At 67.6% G+C, this 15,251-nt stretch carries 14 protein-coding genes; 9 read left to right on the top strand and 5 right to left on the bottom strand.

The annotated features are described in order from the left end of the window. The first annotated feature begins 128 nt into the window (after positions 1-128). The 6 genes from fabG (at position 129) to gmk (ending at position 5,884) form a co-directional block, all read left to right on the top strand. Complete coding sequence (gene fabG / locus V6M56_RS21385; protein ID WP_332686801.1) at positions 129-866, top strand: 3-oxoacyl-[acyl-carrier-protein] reductase; 738 nt, start codon at positions 129-131, stop codon at positions 864-866. A 254-nt stretch (positions 867-1,120) separates the two neighbouring features. Further along, entirely contained in the window at positions 1,121-1,354 is a 234-nt protein-coding gene (locus tag V6M56_RS21380) for an acyl carrier protein (RefSeq protein ID WP_066468900.1), read from the top strand. 53 nt (positions 1,355-1,407) lie between these two features. After that, positions 1,408-2,673, top strand: a complete 1,266-nt coding sequence (gene fabF, locus V6M56_RS21375) for a beta-ketoacyl-ACP synthase II (protein WP_332686794.1) — start codon at positions 1,408-1,410, stop codon at positions 2,671-2,673. A 140-nt stretch (positions 2,674-2,813) separates the two neighbouring features. Next, the gene (mltG, locus tag V6M56_RS21370; RefSeq protein ID WP_332686792.1) at positions 2,814-4,133 is read left to right on the top strand and encodes an endolytic transglycosylase MltG; all 1,320 of its coding nucleotides are present in this window, start codon (positions 2,814-2,816) and stop codon (positions 4,131-4,133) included. Positions 4,134-4,349: 216 nt separating this feature from the next. After that, the gene (locus V6M56_RS21365) at positions 4,350-5,231 is read left to right on the top strand and encodes a YicC/YloC family endoribonuclease (protein WP_332686790.1); all 882 of its coding nucleotides are present in this window, start codon (positions 4,350-4,352) and stop codon (positions 5,229-5,231) included. A gap of 5 nt (positions 5,232-5,236) precedes the next feature. Then, entirely contained in the window at positions 5,237-5,884 is a 648-nt protein-coding gene (gene gmk, locus V6M56_RS21360; RefSeq protein WP_332686788.1) for a guanylate kinase, read from the top strand. Positions 5,885-5,912: 28 nt separating this feature from the next. On the opposite strand, the gene rsmA is transcribed toward gmk, so the two are convergent. From rsmA to lptF, 5 genes are read right to left on the bottom strand one after another with little or no spacing between them, the layout of a single operon-like run. After that, positions 5,913-6,776 carry a 16S rRNA (adenine(1518)-N(6)/adenine(1519)-N(6))-dimethyltransferase RsmA gene (gene rsmA, locus V6M56_RS21355; protein ID WP_332686786.1) on the bottom strand — a complete coding sequence of 288 codons (864 nt, stop codon included), beginning with the start codon at positions 6,774-6,776 and terminating at the stop codon, positions 5,913-5,915. Further along, positions 6,773-7,792, bottom strand: coding sequence for a 4-hydroxythreonine-4-phosphate dehydrogenase PdxA (gene pdxA / locus V6M56_RS21350; RefSeq protein ID WP_332686784.1), 1,020 nt, complete (start codon positions 7,790-7,792; stop codon positions 6,773-6,775). Before pdxA ends, rsmA begins: the two co-directional genes overlap by 4 nt. Positions 7,793-7,837: 45 nt before the next feature. After that, positions 7,838-10,354: an LPS-assembly protein LptD gene (locus V6M56_RS21345; RefSeq protein WP_332686782.1), complete on the bottom strand. Its 2,517-nt coding sequence runs from the start codon at positions 10,352-10,354 to the stop codon at positions 7,838-7,840. Between the two features lie 48 nt (positions 10,355-10,402). Continuing rightward, positions 10,403-11,491 carry an LPS export ABC transporter permease LptG gene (lptG, locus tag V6M56_RS21340; RefSeq protein WP_332686780.1) on the bottom strand — a complete coding sequence of 363 codons (1,089 nt, stop codon included), beginning with the start codon at positions 11,489-11,491 and terminating at the stop codon, positions 10,403-10,405. Then, the gene (gene lptF / locus V6M56_RS21335) at positions 11,491-12,681 is read right to left on the bottom strand and encodes an LPS export ABC transporter permease LptF (RefSeq protein WP_332686778.1); all 1,191 of its coding nucleotides are present in this window, start codon (positions 12,679-12,681) and stop codon (positions 11,491-11,493) included. The genes lptG and lptF overlap by 1 nt, the downstream gene beginning before the upstream one ends. Before the next feature lie 178 nt (positions 12,682-12,859). Here lptF and V6M56_RS21330 point away from each other — a divergent pair, with 178 nt between their 5' ends. Genes V6M56_RS21330 through V6M56_RS21320 form a run of 3 tightly spaced genes read left to right on the top strand, consistent with a single transcriptional unit; the run spans position 12,860 to position 15,248 of the window. Then, positions 12,860-14,353, top strand: coding sequence for a leucyl aminopeptidase (locus tag V6M56_RS21330; RefSeq protein WP_332686776.1), 1,494 nt, complete (start codon positions 12,860-12,862; stop codon positions 14,351-14,353). A 47-nt stretch (positions 14,354-14,400) separates the two neighbouring features. Then, entirely contained in the window at positions 14,401-14,853 is a 453-nt protein-coding gene (locus tag V6M56_RS21325; RefSeq protein WP_332686774.1) for a DNA polymerase III subunit chi, read from the top strand. A gap of 11 nt (positions 14,854-14,864) precedes the next feature. Then, positions 14,865-15,248, top strand: a complete 384-nt coding sequence (locus V6M56_RS21320; protein ID WP_332686772.1) for a hypothetical protein — start codon at positions 14,865-14,867, stop codon at positions 15,246-15,248. The last annotated feature ends 3 nt before the right edge of the window (positions 15,249-15,251 follow it).

Raw genomic sequence — 15,251 nt, 5'->3', positions numbered from 1 at the left:
AGGTTGCATCGACCTGATCGGTGAATCCGCCTCTAAACGATTGATAGAGAACGCGTTATCCGATCAGATTGCCCAGCAATCCGATCGGATCCGGCTCTAGAGCGGCGGAACGCCGAAAAGGAGGAAGAATGCTTGATCTGACCGGGAGGAAGGCGCTGGTGACCGGCGCCACCGGCGGCCTCGGCGGCGCCATCGCACGGCGGCTGCATGCGCAAGGCGCCACGGTCGCCTTGTCGGGAACGCGGGTCGAGGCGCTGGAGGCGCTGGCGAAGGAACTTGGCGAGCGGGTCGAGATCGTGCCCTGCAACCTCGCCGAGCGCGATTCGGTCGAGGCCCTCGTGCCGGCCGCCGAAGCCAAGCTTGGCGGGCTCGACATCCTCGTCAACAATGCCGGCGTGACTCGCGACAACCTGTTCATGCGGCTCAAGGACGAGGACTGGGACCTGGTGCTCGCGGTCAACCTGACGGCCGCCTTCCGACTCTCGCGCGCCGCCGTGAAGAGCATGATGCGCCGGCGCTATGGCCGCATCATCTCGATCGGCTCGGTGGTCGGCACGGCCGGCAATCCGGGGCAGGGCAATTATGCGGCCTCGAAGGCCGGCCTGATCGGCATGTCGAAGTCGCTGGCCGCCGAGGTGGCCAGCCGCAACATCACCGTCAACGTCGTCGCGCCCGGCTTCATCGAGTCGCCGATGACCGAGGTGCTGAACGAGAAGCAGCGCGAGACCATTCTCGCCGACGTGCCGATGGGCCGTCTCGGCGTCGGCGAGGACGTTGCCGCCGCGGTGGCCTATCTCGCCAGCAGCGAGGCTGCCTACATCACCGGGCAGACGCTTCATGTGAACGGCGGAATGACAATGATCTAAGCCGGTTAGCCTCGGTTCTTGGAGCGATTCGAGGCTTCGGAACCGCTCTCGCCAGCCCATTGGTAGTGTGTTAACTACCCATCCGGCAGCGCGACGATCGACACCCGGGGGGCTTGACGCCAACCTGGTTGTTGCGTTTGTGCAGCCATGAACACCCCGACCGGCGCGCCATCAGGCGCGAGCGCCGGCCGGGAAACCGGTTTCAACCACGCGTCGCTGTCAGCGGTGTGTTTTCAAGGTTCGAGGAAAGACCCATGAGCGATGTCGCCGAGCGCGTGAAGAAGATCGTGATCGAGCATCTCGGCGTCGACGCCGACAAGGTCGTCGAAGGTGCCAACTTCATCGAGGATCTCGGTGCGGACAGCCTCGACACCGTCGAGCTGGTCATGGCCTTCGAGGAGGAGTTCGGCGTCGAGATTCCCGACGATGCCGCCGAGACGATCGTGACGGTCGGCGACGCCGTCAAGTTCCTGTCGAAGTCCGCCTGAGCGGCTCAGAGTCTGACGCGCCATCCGGCGTCTTGACCGAGCGAGGAATACCGATGCGGCGCGTCGTCGTCACCGGACTTGGCATGGTGACCCCGCTTGGATGCGGGGTCGATGCGACCTGGTCCCGCCTGATCGCGGGCGAGAGCGGCGCAGGGCCGATCACGAGCTTCGACGCGTCGGATCTGCCGAGCCGTATCGCCTGCAACATCCCGCGCGGCGACGGCTCCGCCGGCACCTTCAATCCCGACGATTGGATGGAGCCGAAGGAGCAGCGCAAGGTCGACGACTTCATCGTCTTCGCCATGGCCGCCGCGACCCAGGCCTTGCGCGATTCCGGCTGGAATCCGCAATCCTATGAGGACCAGATCGCGACCGGCGTCGCGATCGGCTCCGGCATCGGCGGCCTTGGCGGCATCTACGAAGCCTCGCTGCTGCTCAAGGAGCGCGGCCCGCGCCGCCTCTCGCCCTTCTTCATCCCCGGACGACTCAGCAATCTGGCGGCGGGCTATGTCTCGATCGAGCATGGCCTGAAGGGCCCCAACCATGCTGTCGTCACCGCCTGCTCCACCGGTGCCCACGCCATCGGCGACGCCGCCCGCATGGTCGCGCTCGGCGATGCCGAGGTGATGGTCGCCGGCGGCACCGAATCGGCGATCAACCGCATCGGCATTGCCGGCTTCTGCGCCTGCCGCGCCCTTTCGACCGGCTTCAACGATACCCCCGAGAAGGCCTCGCGGCCCTATGACAAGGACCGCGACGGCTTCGTCATGGGCGAGGGCGCCGGCGTCGTCGTGCTCGAGGAACTCGAGCACGCTCTGGCCCGCGGCGCGAAGATCTATGCCGAGATCGTCGGCTACGGCATGTCCGGCGATGCCTACCACATCACCTCGCCGGCCGAGGACGGGGACGGCGCCTATCGCTGCATGCAGGCGGCGCTGAACCGCGCCGGCTTGCGCGCTTCCGATGTCGACTACATCAACGCCCACGGCACCTCGACGCAGGTCGGCGACGAGATCGAGCTGCGCGCAATCGAGCGCCTGCTGGCGAATGCGCCGCACCGACCGGCCATGTCCTCGACCAAATCGGCGACCGGCCATCTGCTCGGCGCTGCCGGCGCGATCGAGGCGATCTTCTCGATCCTGGCGATTCGCGACCAGCTCCTGCCGCCGACGATCAATCTCGACAATCCTTCGATCGAGACCGAGATCGACCTCGTGCCGCACAAGGCGAAGAAGCGGAAGGTCGATGTCGCGCTCTCCAATTCCTTCGGCTTCGGCGGCACCAATGCCTCGCTGGTGATGCGTCGCTTCGACAGCTGATCCAGCAATCAGCGCGCTTTCGCCATAATTTTCGCTAGCCTGTCGCCGCTGCCGTGCCAGAATACCGAGAGCGCGGCCGACAGGTGAAAATCCACGCCGGCAGCGCAGGTCGTGATGTCGGGAAATCGGGCGTAAGCATCATGAACCAACCGCCCCGCGTTGCGCCGAGGAGCCCCAACGAGGCGTTGAAGCCCGTAGCGCCGCCTTCGCCGCCGCCCAAGGTGCGCCGCCGCCGGCGTTCGCCCTTCATCGCCATGCTCAGCGGCCTGTTCACCGCGACGCTCGTCCTTGCCGGCCTGATCGGCGGCAGCATCGCCTTCGTCGACAGCCGCAGCCGTGCGCCCGGTCCGCTCGCCAATGACCGGGTGCTGATCATCCCCAAGGAGAGCGGCCTTGCCGAAATCGCCGAGCTGCTCCAGCGCGAAGGGCTGATCGAGCATCCCTGGGCCTTCCGCATCTCGGCCCTGCTGTCCGGCAACTGGAGCAAGCTCAAGGCCGGCGAGTATCTGTTCAAGGCGCGCATCAGCCAGAGCGACATCCTCAACATCATCGCCGAGGGCAAGGCGGTCGAGCATTCGGTCACGGTGCCGGAGGGCTTGACCAGCGAGCAGATCATCGCCCGCCTGAAGGAGAACCAGCTGCTTACCGGCGAGATCTCCCAGGTCCCGCGCGAAGGCGCGATGCTGCCCGATACCTACAAGTTCCAGCGCGGCTCGACGCGGCAGGCCATGGTCGACCGGATGACGCGCGACCAGCGCCGCATCGTCAACGACGTCTGGGCGCGCCGCCCGGCCGACCTGCCGATCAAGACGCCGGAGGAACTCGTCATCCTGGCCTCCATCGTCGAGAAGGAGACCGGCCGCGCCGACGAGCGCACCCGCGTCGCCGGCGTCTTCATCAACCGGCTCAACCGCAAGATGAAGCTGCAATCCGACCCGACGATCGTCTACGGGCTGGTCGGCGGCAAGGGCACGCTCGGACGCGGCATCATGCGGGCCGAGATTAGCCAGGCGACGCCCTACAACACCTATGTGATCGACGGCCTGCCGCCGGGTCCCATCGCCAATCCGGGCCGTGCGGCCCTGGAGGCGGTGGTCAATCATTCGCGCACCAAGGACCTCTATTTCGTCGCCGACGGCAGCGGCGGCCACGCCTTCGCCGAGACACTGGAGCAGCACAACCGCAATGTCGCGCGCTGGCGCGGGGTCGAGGCCGCTCGGCGCGAGGCCGGCAAGCCGGCGCCCGAGTCGAGCATCGACAAGGTCGAGCCGCCGCCTTCGCCCGATTCCCGCACCGAGGCGCCAGGCGCCTCTCGCCCCAGCACGCAGGCGGCGCAGGCTGGAACGGATGGCACCCGGACGCGCGCCTTCGACGCTTCGGAAGGCACCGACCGCGATCCGCTGCGCAATCGCACCTTCGACCTGAACAGCCCGAAGACCGTTCCGCCCCTGCGGCCCTGACCGGGAAGGTCCGTCCACAGCCCGCGCTTGTCGCGGCGACGAGCCCTGTCTAGAGACGGATTCAGCTTTCAGACGGAAACGCGAAGCGCTTCCGTCTGAAAGCTGAATCCGTCTCTGATCAAGGAGTTAGAGCAGGATGATCGCGAAAAACCGGTTTCCACTTTTTCGCATCCTGCTCTAGGGTCCGGCCGCATTCGCGGGCAGGAAGATTTCAGCATGGCAATCGAGAGCATGACGGGTTTCGCGCGCGAGGCCGGGACCGTCGCCACCCACGCCTTTGCCTGGGAGGTGCGCAGCGTCAACGGCCGCGGCCTCGACGTCCGTGTCCGCGTTCCGCCCGGCTTCGAGCTGTTTTCCGAGGCGGCGCGCAAGCAGATGGCCGCCGCCTTCTCGCGCGGCACGCTGCACGTCAATCTCGCCATCACCAGCGCCGCCGCGCCGGCGCGGCCGCGCATCAACCATGAGGCGCTTGCCGCCTTGCTCGATGCCGCCGGGCGCGTTGCCTTGCCGGCCGGCATCGCCCCCGCCTCTCTGGACGGGCTGCTCGCCATCCGCGGCGTGGTCGAGATCGCCGAGGAATCGGACGACGCGCTTTCCGCTCTCGAAGGGCCGGTTCTGGCCGCGCTGGAGCGCCTCGTCGCAGCGCTGAAGCAGGCCAGGCTGGCCGAAGGGCAGGCGCTGGAGACCGTGATCGCCGGGCATCTTGCCACCATCGCCTGGCTGACGGGAGAGGCCGAGCACCATCCGGCCCGCAGCGTCGAGGCGGTGCGGGCGCGGCTTTCGGCGCAACTCGCCGCCCTGCTGGAAACGAGCGCTCCGCTGGAACCGCAGCGCCTGCATCAGGAAGCCGCTCTGCTCGCCGTCCGCGCCGACATCCGCGAGGAGATCGACCGGCTGCACGCCCATGTCGCCGGGCTGCGGGAACTGCTGGCCCAGGGCGGGCCGATCGGCCGCAAGCTCGACTTCCTGGCGCAGGAGTTCGGCCGCGAGGCTTCGACGCTCTGCGCCAAGGCGGGCGATCCCGGCCTGTCGCGCATCGGCCTGGATCTGCGCACGACGGTCGACCAGCTCCGCGAGCAGGTTCAGAACGTGGAGTGATGCCGATGGCCGATCTTGTCCGACCGGCCCGGCGCGGCCTGATGCTGATCCTGTCGTCGCCTTCCGGCGCCGGCAAGTCGACCCTGACGCGCACGCTGTCGCAGAAGGAAACCAATCTCGATCTCTCGGTATCGGTGACGACCCGCGGCCGGCGCCCATCCGAGATCGAGGGCGTCCACTACCATTTCATCGGGCGCGACGCGTTCGATGCCCTGCGCCAGCGCGACGAGCTGCTCGAATTCGCGGAGGTCCATGGCAACGGCTACGGCACACCGCGCAAGCCGGTCGAGGACGCGCTCAAGGCCGGCCGCGACGTGCTCTTCGACATCGACTACCAGGGCACGCAGCAGATCCTCGAAAAGGCGCGGGAGGACGTCGTCGCGATCTTCATCCTGCCGCCCTCGATGGCGGAGTTGCGCTCGCGTCTCGTCCGGCGTGCCGAGGATGCGCCCGAGGTCATCGCGAAGCGCCTCGCCAACGCCCGCGACGAGATCGCGCGCTGGGGCGTCTACGACTATGTCATTATCAATGACGATCTCGGCGCCGCCTATGAATCGGTCCGCGCGATCCTCGTCGCCGAACGCCTGAAGCGCGTGCGCGCGACGGGCTTGGCTGCCTTCGTCGACGGGCTCCTGGCGGAGCAGACGGGCTGAGCCGGCGGGGGTCGGCCTGGAGGTCGGCTCAGAGTGTCCCGGCCAGCGCGTTCGCCAGCCGCACGAAGCCCGAGACCGGTATCTCCTCCGCCCGCGCGGTCGGCGACAGGCCGGCTGCCTCGATGATCGGCGTCGGCTCGGCCAGCACGGGCTTCAGGCTCTGGCGCAGCATCTTGCGGCGCTGGCCGAAGGCGGCGAGCGTGACGCGTTCGAGCAGCCGGCGGTCACACGGCTCCGGCTGCGGACGCGGCACCAGTTGCACGACCGAGGAGGTGATCTTCGGCGGCGGCACGAAGGCGTTTTTCGGCACGTCGAACAGGATCTTCGCCTCGCAGCGCCAGCCGGCGAGGACGGCGAGGCGGCCATAGGCGGCGCGCTGCTCCGGCGTCGCGACGATGCGCTCGGCGACCTCGCGCTGGAACATCAGGGTCAGCGAGCTCCACCAGGGCGGCCAGGGCTCGGCGCTGAGCCAGCCGACGAGCAGCGGCGTGCCGATATTATAGGGCAGGTTGGCGACGATGCGCGCTTCGCGACCACCGAGCAGGTGCGAGAGATCGACCGCGAGCGCGTCTCCATCGACCACTTCGAGCCGGCCCGGATAATGCGCCGCGATCTCGGCCAGGGCCGGCAGGCAGCGCCGGTCGCGCTCGATCGCGATCACCTGCGCCGCGCCGTTCGCCAGCAGCGCCCGCGTCAGCCCGCCCGGGCCGGGGCCGATCTCGACCACGGTCTGGCCGGCGAGCGGCCCCGCCGAGCGCGCGATCCGGCCGGTCAGGTTGAGGTCGAACAGGAAGTTCTGGCCGAGCGCCTTCTGCGCCATCAGCCCATGGCGCTCGACCACCTCGCGCAGCGGCGGCAGGCCGTCCTGTGCCGTGCCGTCCCGGGCGGTCATGCGGGCGTGCCCTTCTGCGTTTCGGCCATCCGGGCGGCGAGCCGCAGGGCGGCGCACAGGCTGTCGGGCAGTGCCACGCCCTTCCCGGCGATATCGAAGGCGGTGCCGTGGTCGGGCGAGGTCCGGATGAAGGGCAGGCCGAGCGTGACGTTGACGCCGTCGTCGAAGGCGATCGTCTTGATCGGGATCAGGGCCTGGTCGTGATACATCGCGAGCGCGACGTCGTAGCCGGCGCGCGCCCGCTCGTGGAACATCGTGTCGGCCGGGTAGGGGCCGCTGGCCTGGATGCCGAGCGCGCGCAGTCTCGCAACGGCCGGGGCGATGATGGCCGCATCCTCGGCACCGAGCGCCCCGTCTTCGCCGGCATGCGGGTTGAGCCCGCTCAGTGCCAGCCGCGGCCTGGCGACGCCGAAACGCCGCGCCAGGTCCGCGGCGACGATCTGCCCCGTCTCGACGATCAGCTCCGTGGTCAGGAGCGCCGGCACGGCGGCGAGCGGCACATGGATCGTGACGGGCACCACTGCGAGTGCCTCCGACCAGATCATCATCACCGGGTGCGGGACGCTTTCCCGGCCGCGCCCGGCGAGTTCGGCGAGGAACTCCGTATGGCCAGGATGCGAGAATCCGGCAGCATAGAGCACGCTCTTGGCGATCGGGTTGGTGATCAGAGCGGCAGCCAGCCCGGCATTGACGGCAGAAACGCCGTGTTCGATCGCCTCGATCACGCCGGCCGCGTTGGCCGGGTCGGGCTTGCCGGATTCGGCCGGGGCGGCGCTCGCGATCTCGATCACCGGCAACACCGTCTCGAAGGCGGCTTCCGCCTCCTCCCAGCCGACGCTGCGCACCGGAACCGCCAATCCCATCCGGCCGGCGAGATCCTGCAGCGCGGCGGCGTTGCCGAGATAGGCGAAGGCCGGCAGCCGGCGCTGCTGCCGCTGCATCCAGGCCATGAGGCTGAGCTCAGGTCCGATTCCCGCAGGGTCGCCCTGGGTCAGGGCCAGCAGACGATGTCGCAAGCGCGGCCTCCTCCGGGACGATGGCGAGACCGCGCCGTGGCGCCGTCAGTTGCTGGCCACGCCGTCGCCCGCACTGGCCGTGCCGAGGTTCTGCGAATAGCTGATCTCGCCCAACGTCCGCAGCTCGAGCCGGAACATCACGGTCCGCGTGTCGTCCTTCGCGCCGGCCTGGCGGTCGGCATAGGACTGCGAATAGGTCACGTCGAAGATCGTGCACTCGTCCTGGTAGCGCAGCCCCGCCGACAGCGCGGCGGTCTGCAGCGGGCCGGTCTTGGGGAAGATCGGCGCGGCGTAGACGGTCGGGTAGAGCTGGTTCAGGACAGCGGCGTCGCGATAGCGCTCGCGGTCGTACTTGTACTTGTCGAGATCGAACAGCACGCTGCCGCGGACGCTCCAGTATTGCGCGAAGCTGACCGACTGGCTGAGGCTCAGGCCCTCGCGGCGGCGCGGGATGCCGAGCTCCGGCTGCGGCTCGTAGCGGCTGTAGCCGACGGTCGTGGCGAAGATGCTGCTCGAGTAGGAGGCCGAGGCATCGATGCGCTGGGCTTCCATTGTCGACTCGTCGAAGCGCGCGCCGCCTTGCAGCAGCAGGCTCTTGAACGGCGAGAGTTGCGCCCTGGCGACATAATCCGAGCGGCGCGTATCCAACCCGGAATTGAGGCCGGTATTGACCAGGTCGCCCATGGTGAAGGAGTTGCGGCCGCCAAGATGATAGGATTGGCCGACGAGCAGGTTGGCGTAGGCGTCCTTGCCGAAGGTCCCGGAATAGCGCAGGCCGAAATTGGCGCGGCTGCCGCCCTCGACGCGGTCATAGCCCGAGAACTTGTTCCACTCGAACAGGTTCGTATCGTCGAAGACCAGGCTCTGGGCATCTTCGTTGGCGATGCGCAGGCTGTTGGTCTCGTTCGGCCGGACCACGACCTGCGCCACCGGCTCGAGAATATGGGTGCCCCACGAGGCCGTGGCGACGAAGGGATAGCGGTAGAGCAGGCCGGCCGCCGGCATCACCCGTCCGAACACCTCGTCGGAGGTATCGGCGATCGTGCGGACATTGGCGTTGGCGTAGTCCGTCGTGTTCGGGTTGATCGAGAAGATGTCGGCCCGGACCGAGGTGTAGGGCGTCCAGATCTGACCGAAGGAATCGGTGAAATTGCGCCGCCAGGCGACCTCGGCCGTGGCGCGCGCGACCGTTCCGGCGAGCCCGCGGACCAGACAGGTGTCCTTCTGATAGACCGCGCAGCCGTCGAACAGCGAGTAGGCCGGCGTCGTGATCAGATAGGTGTTCTGGTTCGGGATTTCCTTGAACGCCGCCGCCTCGCGCGTCAGATGCGTGATGTTGACGGTGAACGACAATTCGCCGCCGATCAGCGAGGGCTTGTGGAGCCGCTTGTTGTAGTCGACCACCGGCAGCACGACCGGCTGCTGCTTCTGCCAGTCGAGATAGGTCAGCGGCTGGAAATAATAGCCGCGCATGTCGAACCAGGCGCTGGCGGTCTGCCCGTTGAGGGCGACGGTCGAGGTCGATTCCTGCAGGAAGCTCCCGCTCGTGATGCTCTCGCTGCGGATGCGGTAATTCTTGTAGAAGAAGCGGTCGGTCGAGCCGGCGATGTCCCAGCTGAAGGTCCAGCGCGGATTCACGAAGACCTTGCCGCTGGTCTCGATCGAGCCGCGGAACTTGTCGTCGCCGGCGCCGAACGGAGTCGGGAGGAAGGCGGACTTGTCCTGCTGGAAGATGCCTGCGGCGCGGACATTGTACGAGCCGTTCGAGAAGCGATGGCGCCACTCGACCTCGCCGAGGAGGCCCTGGCGCGAGAGATAGGTCGGCGTCAGGGTGACGTCGTAGTTCGGCGCGAGGTTGATGAAATAGGGCAGGCCGACGCCGTAGCCCAGCGCCGAGGTGTTGATGAATCGCGGCGAGAGAAAGCCGGTCTTGCGCTTAACCGTCGCGTCCGGACCCGACATGTAGGGGATGTAGGCGATCGGGACGCCGGCGAATTCGAGCCGCGCCTCCTCGTAATAGATCATCTGCTCGGATTTCTTGTGGATGATCCGGGCAGCGCGGACTTGCCAGAAGGGCGGCTTCTCCGGGTTCTCCGCGCAGGGTTCGCAGGCGGTGTAGATGCCCTTGTCGAAGACGAAGACCTCGCCGTCGGTGCGCTCTGCCCGCGGCGCCGAGAAGCGCGTCTTGTCGGGGTTCACGACGCGCAGCGAATCGATGAAGCCGTCGCGGAAATCGTCGGTCAGGTTGAAGCGGTCGCCGGTGATGACGGTGCCGTTCGCTTCGGTGATGCGGGCATTGCCGGTGGCGACGACGCGCTTGCTGATCCGGTCGTAGACGACGCGGTCGGCTTCGATGGTGCGGCCCTGATAGAGGATCTGGACGTCGCCGACGGCCGAGACCGTGTTCCTGTCCTTGTCATAGACGAGCTCGCGCGCGTCGACGACCATGCGCTCCTGCGGCTTGGCCGCTCCCTGCGCGTAGGCGATGTTCGGCCCCGCGAAGACCGGCGCGAGCGTCGTCGCCAGCGCGGTCGCTGCGGCAAGGCGCACGATGCGTCTCACGCCGGGAACCATGAACTCAATCCAAAATTAACCATAGGCACCGTATTATCAGCCGTCTTCCTGATGGAGCAGGGCGAGGGCGCCGAGCAGGCTGCCCACGACCGCAGGCAGCCACGCGGCCACCGGGGCGTTGACGATCCCCGATGAGCCCAACTCCTCAGATAATTGCGTAGCAACATAGAGCATGAACCCAGCCGCCACGCCACCTACCACCAGTTTGGTGACACCACCAAACCTGAAAAATCTTAAGGAAACGGATGCCGCCACCAGAATCATCGCGATGAGCAGGAGAGGGCGCGCCTTCAGGGATTCGTAGCGCAGTTCGTAGCGCGTCGTGTCGAGCCCGGCCTTGCTGGTCCGCTCGATCACGGCGGGCATCGACCAGAAGCCGACGGAGTCCGGTGGAGTGAAACTTTGCCGCACCTGCTCGGGCTCCAGATTCGTCGCGACGAGGTATGTCGTGTAGCTCTGTGGCTCTTCCATGACCGAGGTGACCCTCGCATCGGACAGCTCCCAGTAGCCGTGGTGCAGGATCGCCTGGCGGGCTTCGATTCGCTCGCTGAAGCCGCCATCGGGGGCGTAGTTGAAGAAGGCGACCCGGGCCAGGCCGACCCCGTCCTCCAGCGCCGCGGCAGCCCGGATGATCGCCTGGCCGTCGAGGCTGCGCTGGCGGATCCAGATCTCCTTGCCGCTCGCCACCTGTCCGGTGCGGGCAAACAGCGAGGCTTCCAGCTTGGTGGCGCGCTGCTTCAGCTCTGCCGCCACTGGGTTGTAGATTCCGATCGAGATCAGGCCGACCAGGCCGGCGACCAGCGCCGCCGGCTGCAGGAACTGCCAGGCCGAGATGCCGACGGAACGGGCCACCACCAGTTCGAGCTTCCGGCTCAGGCTCAGCAGCGCGAACATGCCGCCGAACAGCACGGCGAAGGGGAAGATCTGCTCGGCCACCGACGGCGCCCGGTACAGCGCGAGCTGGATGATGCTCGGCGTGGTGGCCACCGGTGAATCGCCGGCGCGGCGCATCAGCTCGACGAAGTCGAGCGTCAGGATCAGGAAGAAGAACGTCCCGAACACGCTCAATATGGCGCGGAGGAAGCGCTGGGTCAGATAGCGCCCGAAGGTCTTGAACAGCAGCATCAGGTCCGCCGCAGTCGCGCCGAAAGCGCCAGGAAGGGAGCCGCCAGCCGGTCCGTCAGCTCGTCGATGACGGCGCGCGCGCGCGCGCCGTAAGCGATCACGCTGGCCGAGACAGCGATCGTGACGAGCGGCAGCACATAGAGCAGGATGGCGGCGAAGCCGGAGCGCACGCTCCCCGTCCAGGCTGCATAGGCGCCGATCCTGATCGCGCCGACCAGCAGGATCGCGAGCTGGATCGCGACGGCGCGGCCCTGGCGGGTGGTGCGCGCCTCGCCGAGGATCGCGAAGGCGACGAGCATGAAGGCGATCGGATAGAGCGGCGCCGACAGGCGGTTGTGCAGTTCGGCGCGGAAGCGGCCTTCCTGGATCTTGTAATAGGGCTCGTTCGGATCCTGCCGCAGCAGCGCCCAGGTCGTCCGCTCGCGCGGCTTGTAGATCACCTTGTCGCCATCGCCGCCGCCGGCACCGTCCGAATCGCCGGACAGCGCCGAGAGGTTGAGCGCATAGCGCTCGAACGAGATGATCGAGCTCGAATTGCGGTCGCGGCTTTCGCGCTGGATCGTGCCCTTCTCCAGCATCAGGAAGCTGTTGCCGTCGGCTTCCGCGGTCTGGCCGCGCTCGGCGATGTAGACGGCCGGCTGGTTCGGGTCGCGCCGGTCCTGCATGAAGATGCCGAGCAGGGCGTGGCCGGAGCGCTCGCGGTAATGGAAGGTGACGCCGGAATCGAGGGCGACGAATTGCCCCTCCTTGACGACATTGGCGACGAAGTCGGCCCGGATCAGGGTGATCAGGTCGCGCAGCGAGCGGAAGCCGGCGGGCATCACCGAAAGCGACATCCAGCCGACCAGCACCGCCGTTACCAGCGTCAGCACGACGAAGGGCCGGGTCAGGCGGTACGGCGCCACCCCGGTCGCGTTCATCACGATCAGTTCGGAATCGCTGTTGAGCCTGTTGAGCGTGTAGAGCGTCGCCATGAACAGCGCGACCGGCGCGATGCCGGCGAGCAGCGCCGGCAGCGAGAGCAGCGTCACGGTGAAGAAGATCATCACCGTCTGGCCCTTGCCGGTGATCAGGTCGACCTCGCGCAGCGCCTGCGTCACCCAGATGACGCTGGTCAGGCCGACGAGCAGGATGACCGTCGCCACCGCGGCAATCTTCAATATGTAGCGGTCGAGCAGTCCGAAACGCACGCGGTCGATCCTGGGCAGGCGGGGCACGGGTGAAGGCGCTCCCCTTGGACGGCTCGCCTCGAAGCTCCTATGGTATAGCTTCGATCATGGCGCAAACGGGAATCGTTTGTGGCCTTCCCGCGCCGCCACCCGCCATTTCCGTCCTTCCCCGCCCGTCTTCTCCCAATGTGAGCCTTCGATGTCGCAGCGCCTGAAGCTTGAGGTCAAAGCCCTGAACGCCATCGCCGGGGAGGACCTCGTCATCCTCCTCTCGGACAAGCTGACGCCGGCTAAGGCTGCCGACGAATGGCTCGGCGAAGGTGGCCGCAGCCTGGTCGCGCGCGCCGCCGCGACCGAGCGCTTCAAGGGCAAGGCGCTTTCGGGGCTGACCGTTCTGGCACCGGACGGGGCCGGCTATGAGCGCCTGATCCTGATCGGCACGGGGCCGGCGGCCGAGCGCGACAAGCTCGACTTCGCCCTGCTCGGCGGCGCCATCGCCGGCCGGCTCGGCCATGGCCGCAGCGCCGACATCATCGCCGCCCTGCCGGAGGGCGAGCTTGCCGCCGCCGAGGTCGCCGAGATCGGCCTCGGCCTGCGGCTGAGGACCTATGCTTTCGAGCAGTACAAGACCAAGAGCCGCGAGGCCGAGCAGGCCGAGCCGAAGACCGCGATCCTGCGGGTCCCGGACCCCTCCGCGGTCAAGAAGGCGCTGAAGGCGCGCGAGGCGATCGCGGCTGGCGTCGAACTGGCTCGCGACCTCGTGAACGAACCGCCGAACGTGCTCCACCCGGAGGAGTTCGCCGACCGCGCCGCCAGGCTGGAGAAGCTCGGCGTCGAGATCGAGATCCTCGACGAGAAGCAGCTGAAGAAGATCGGCATGCGCGCGCTTCTCGGGGTCGGCCAGGGCTCGCGCCGCGAGAGCCGTGTGGTGGTGATGCGCTGGAACGGCGTCAAGGGCGGCGCCAAGCCGGTCGCCTTCGTCGGCAAGGGCGTGACCTTCGACACCGGCGGCATCTCGATCAAGCCGGCGGGCGGCATGGAGGACATGAAGGGCGACATGGCCGGCGCCGCCTGCGTCACGGGGCTGATGCATGCGCTCGCCGCGCGCAAGGCCAAGGTCAACGCGGTCGGCGTCATCGGCCTGGTCGAGAACATGCCGGACGGCAATGCCCAGCGCCCTGGCGACATCGTCACCTCGCTCTCCGGCCAGACCATCGAGATCATCAACACCGACGCCGAGGGGCGTCTCGTGCTCGCCGACGTGCTCTGGTACACGCAGGAGCGCTTCAAGCCCGGCTTCATGGTCAACCTGGCGACGCTGACCGGCGCGATCCTGGTCGCGCTGGCGCAAGAGCATGCCGGCCTGTTCTCGAACAGCGACGAGTTGGCCGAACGGCTCGCGGCTGCCGGCAAGGCGACCGGCGAGACGGTCTGGCGCATGCCGCTCGGCCCGGCCTACGACAAGATGATCGATTCCAAATTCGCCGACATGAAGAACGCGGCCGGGCGCCATGGCGGCTCGATCACGGCGGCGCAGTTTTTGCAGCGCCATGTCAACGACACGCCCTGGGCCCATCTCGACATCGCCGGCACCGGCATGGGCTCGCTGACGAGCGAGATCAACCGTTCCTGGGCCTCCGGCTGGGGCGTGCGCCTGCTCGACCGGCTGGTGGCGGATCATTACGAAGGATGATTCGAATTCTCGGCCGACGCCCGTAAGCCGCTGGAAAGCCCGGCATCATGGCGGAGATCTGGTTCTACCATCTGCAGTCCCGCCCGCTCGAGCAGGTGTTGCCGACGCTGCTCGAGCGCTCGCTGGCGCGCGGCTGGAAGGCGGTGGTCGAGTGCTCCAGCCGCGAGCGGCTTGCGGCGCTCGACGACCGGCTCTGGACCTATGCCGACGACGCCTTCCTGCCGCACGGAGCCGCGACCGAGCCCGACGCCGCCGGCAATCCGATCGTGCTCACCGCCGCCTCCGACAATCCCAATGCGGCGCAGGTTCGCTTCTGCGTCGATGGCGTCCGCATTCCCGACGCATTGGATGCCTATGAGCGCGTCATCCTGATATTCGACGGGGACGATCCGGAGGCGCTGGCCTCCGCCCGCGAGGACTGGAAGAAGCTGCGCGCGCGCGGTCTGGCCGCCACCTATTGGCAGCAGGACGAGACCGGCCGCTGGGAGAAGAAAGCGTGAGAATTCCCGTAATGCTCGCTTTGGCCCTCGGCCTCGGCGGCTGCGCCGTCGACATGGGCGGCTTTTCCTTCGTTTCCGACGGAAACAAGTCGACCACCTCCAGCGCCTCGGCCCGGGTCTCGACCCAGGAGGCGATGCTGGGGCCGGACGGCGAATGCGCGGCAGGTGTCTCGCTCGATCCTTCGACCCGCCCCTTGCCGGGCGAGATCGCCGTCGGCATCACCGAATGCGAACTGATCAAGCTCAAGGGCAAGCGCCCGACCGACGTGCTGATCGGCGGCGACGGCAAGGGCCGGCGCGAGGCCCAGGTGCTCTATTCCGAGCCGGGCGGCCGCGAGATCTACATGTTCACCGACAACCGCCTGAGCCGGATCGTCAAGCCGGGGCAGGGGTGAACC

This window comes from Allobosea sp. (assembly GCF_036675845.1).
GTDB lineage: Bacteria > Pseudomonadota > Alphaproteobacteria > Rhizobiales > Beijerinckiaceae > Allobosea.
The sequence above is the reverse complement of the archived record's forward strand: the minus strand, read 5'-3'. Positions and strand labels throughout refer to the sequence as shown.

Excerpts from the sequence above, each read along its gene's own strand:
- fabG (WP_332686801.1), top strand. The coding sequence starts at position 129 with ATGCTTGATCTGACCGGGAGGAAGGCGCTGGTGACCGGCGCCACCGGC.
- V6M56_RS21380 (WP_066468900.1), top strand. The coding sequence starts at position 1,121 with ATGAGCGATGTCGCCGAGCGCGTGAAGAAGATCGTGATCGAGCATCTC.
- fabF (WP_332686794.1), top strand. The coding sequence starts at position 1,408 with ATGCGGCGCGTCGTCGTCACCGGACTTGGCATGGTGACCCCGCTTGGA.
- mltG (WP_332686792.1), top strand. The coding sequence starts at position 2,814 with ATGAACCAACCGCCCCGCGTTGCGCCGAGGAGCCCCAACGAGGCGTTG.
- V6M56_RS21365 (WP_332686790.1), top strand. The coding sequence starts at position 4,350 with ATGGCAATCGAGAGCATGACGGGTTTCGCGCGCGAGGCCGGGACCGTC.
- gmk (WP_332686788.1), top strand. The coding sequence starts at position 5,237 with ATGGCCGATCTTGTCCGACCGGCCCGGCGCGGCCTGATGCTGATCCTG.
- rsmA (WP_332686786.1), bottom strand. The coding sequence starts at position 6,776 with ATGACCGCCCGGGACGGCACGGCACAGGACGGCCTGCCGCCGCTGCGC.
- lptG (WP_332686780.1), bottom strand. The coding sequence starts at position 11,491 with ATGCTGCTGTTCAAGACCTTCGGGCGCTATCTGACCCAGCGCTTCCTC.
- V6M56_RS21330 (WP_332686776.1), top strand. The coding sequence starts at position 12,860 with ATGTCGCAGCGCCTGAAGCTTGAGGTCAAAGCCCTGAACGCCATCGCC.
- V6M56_RS21325 (WP_332686774.1), top strand. The coding sequence starts at position 14,401 with ATGGCGGAGATCTGGTTCTACCATCTGCAGTCCCGCCCGCTCGAGCAG.
- V6M56_RS21320 (WP_332686772.1), top strand. The coding sequence starts at position 14,865 with ATGCTCGCTTTGGCCCTCGGCCTCGGCGGCTGCGCCGTCGACATGGGC.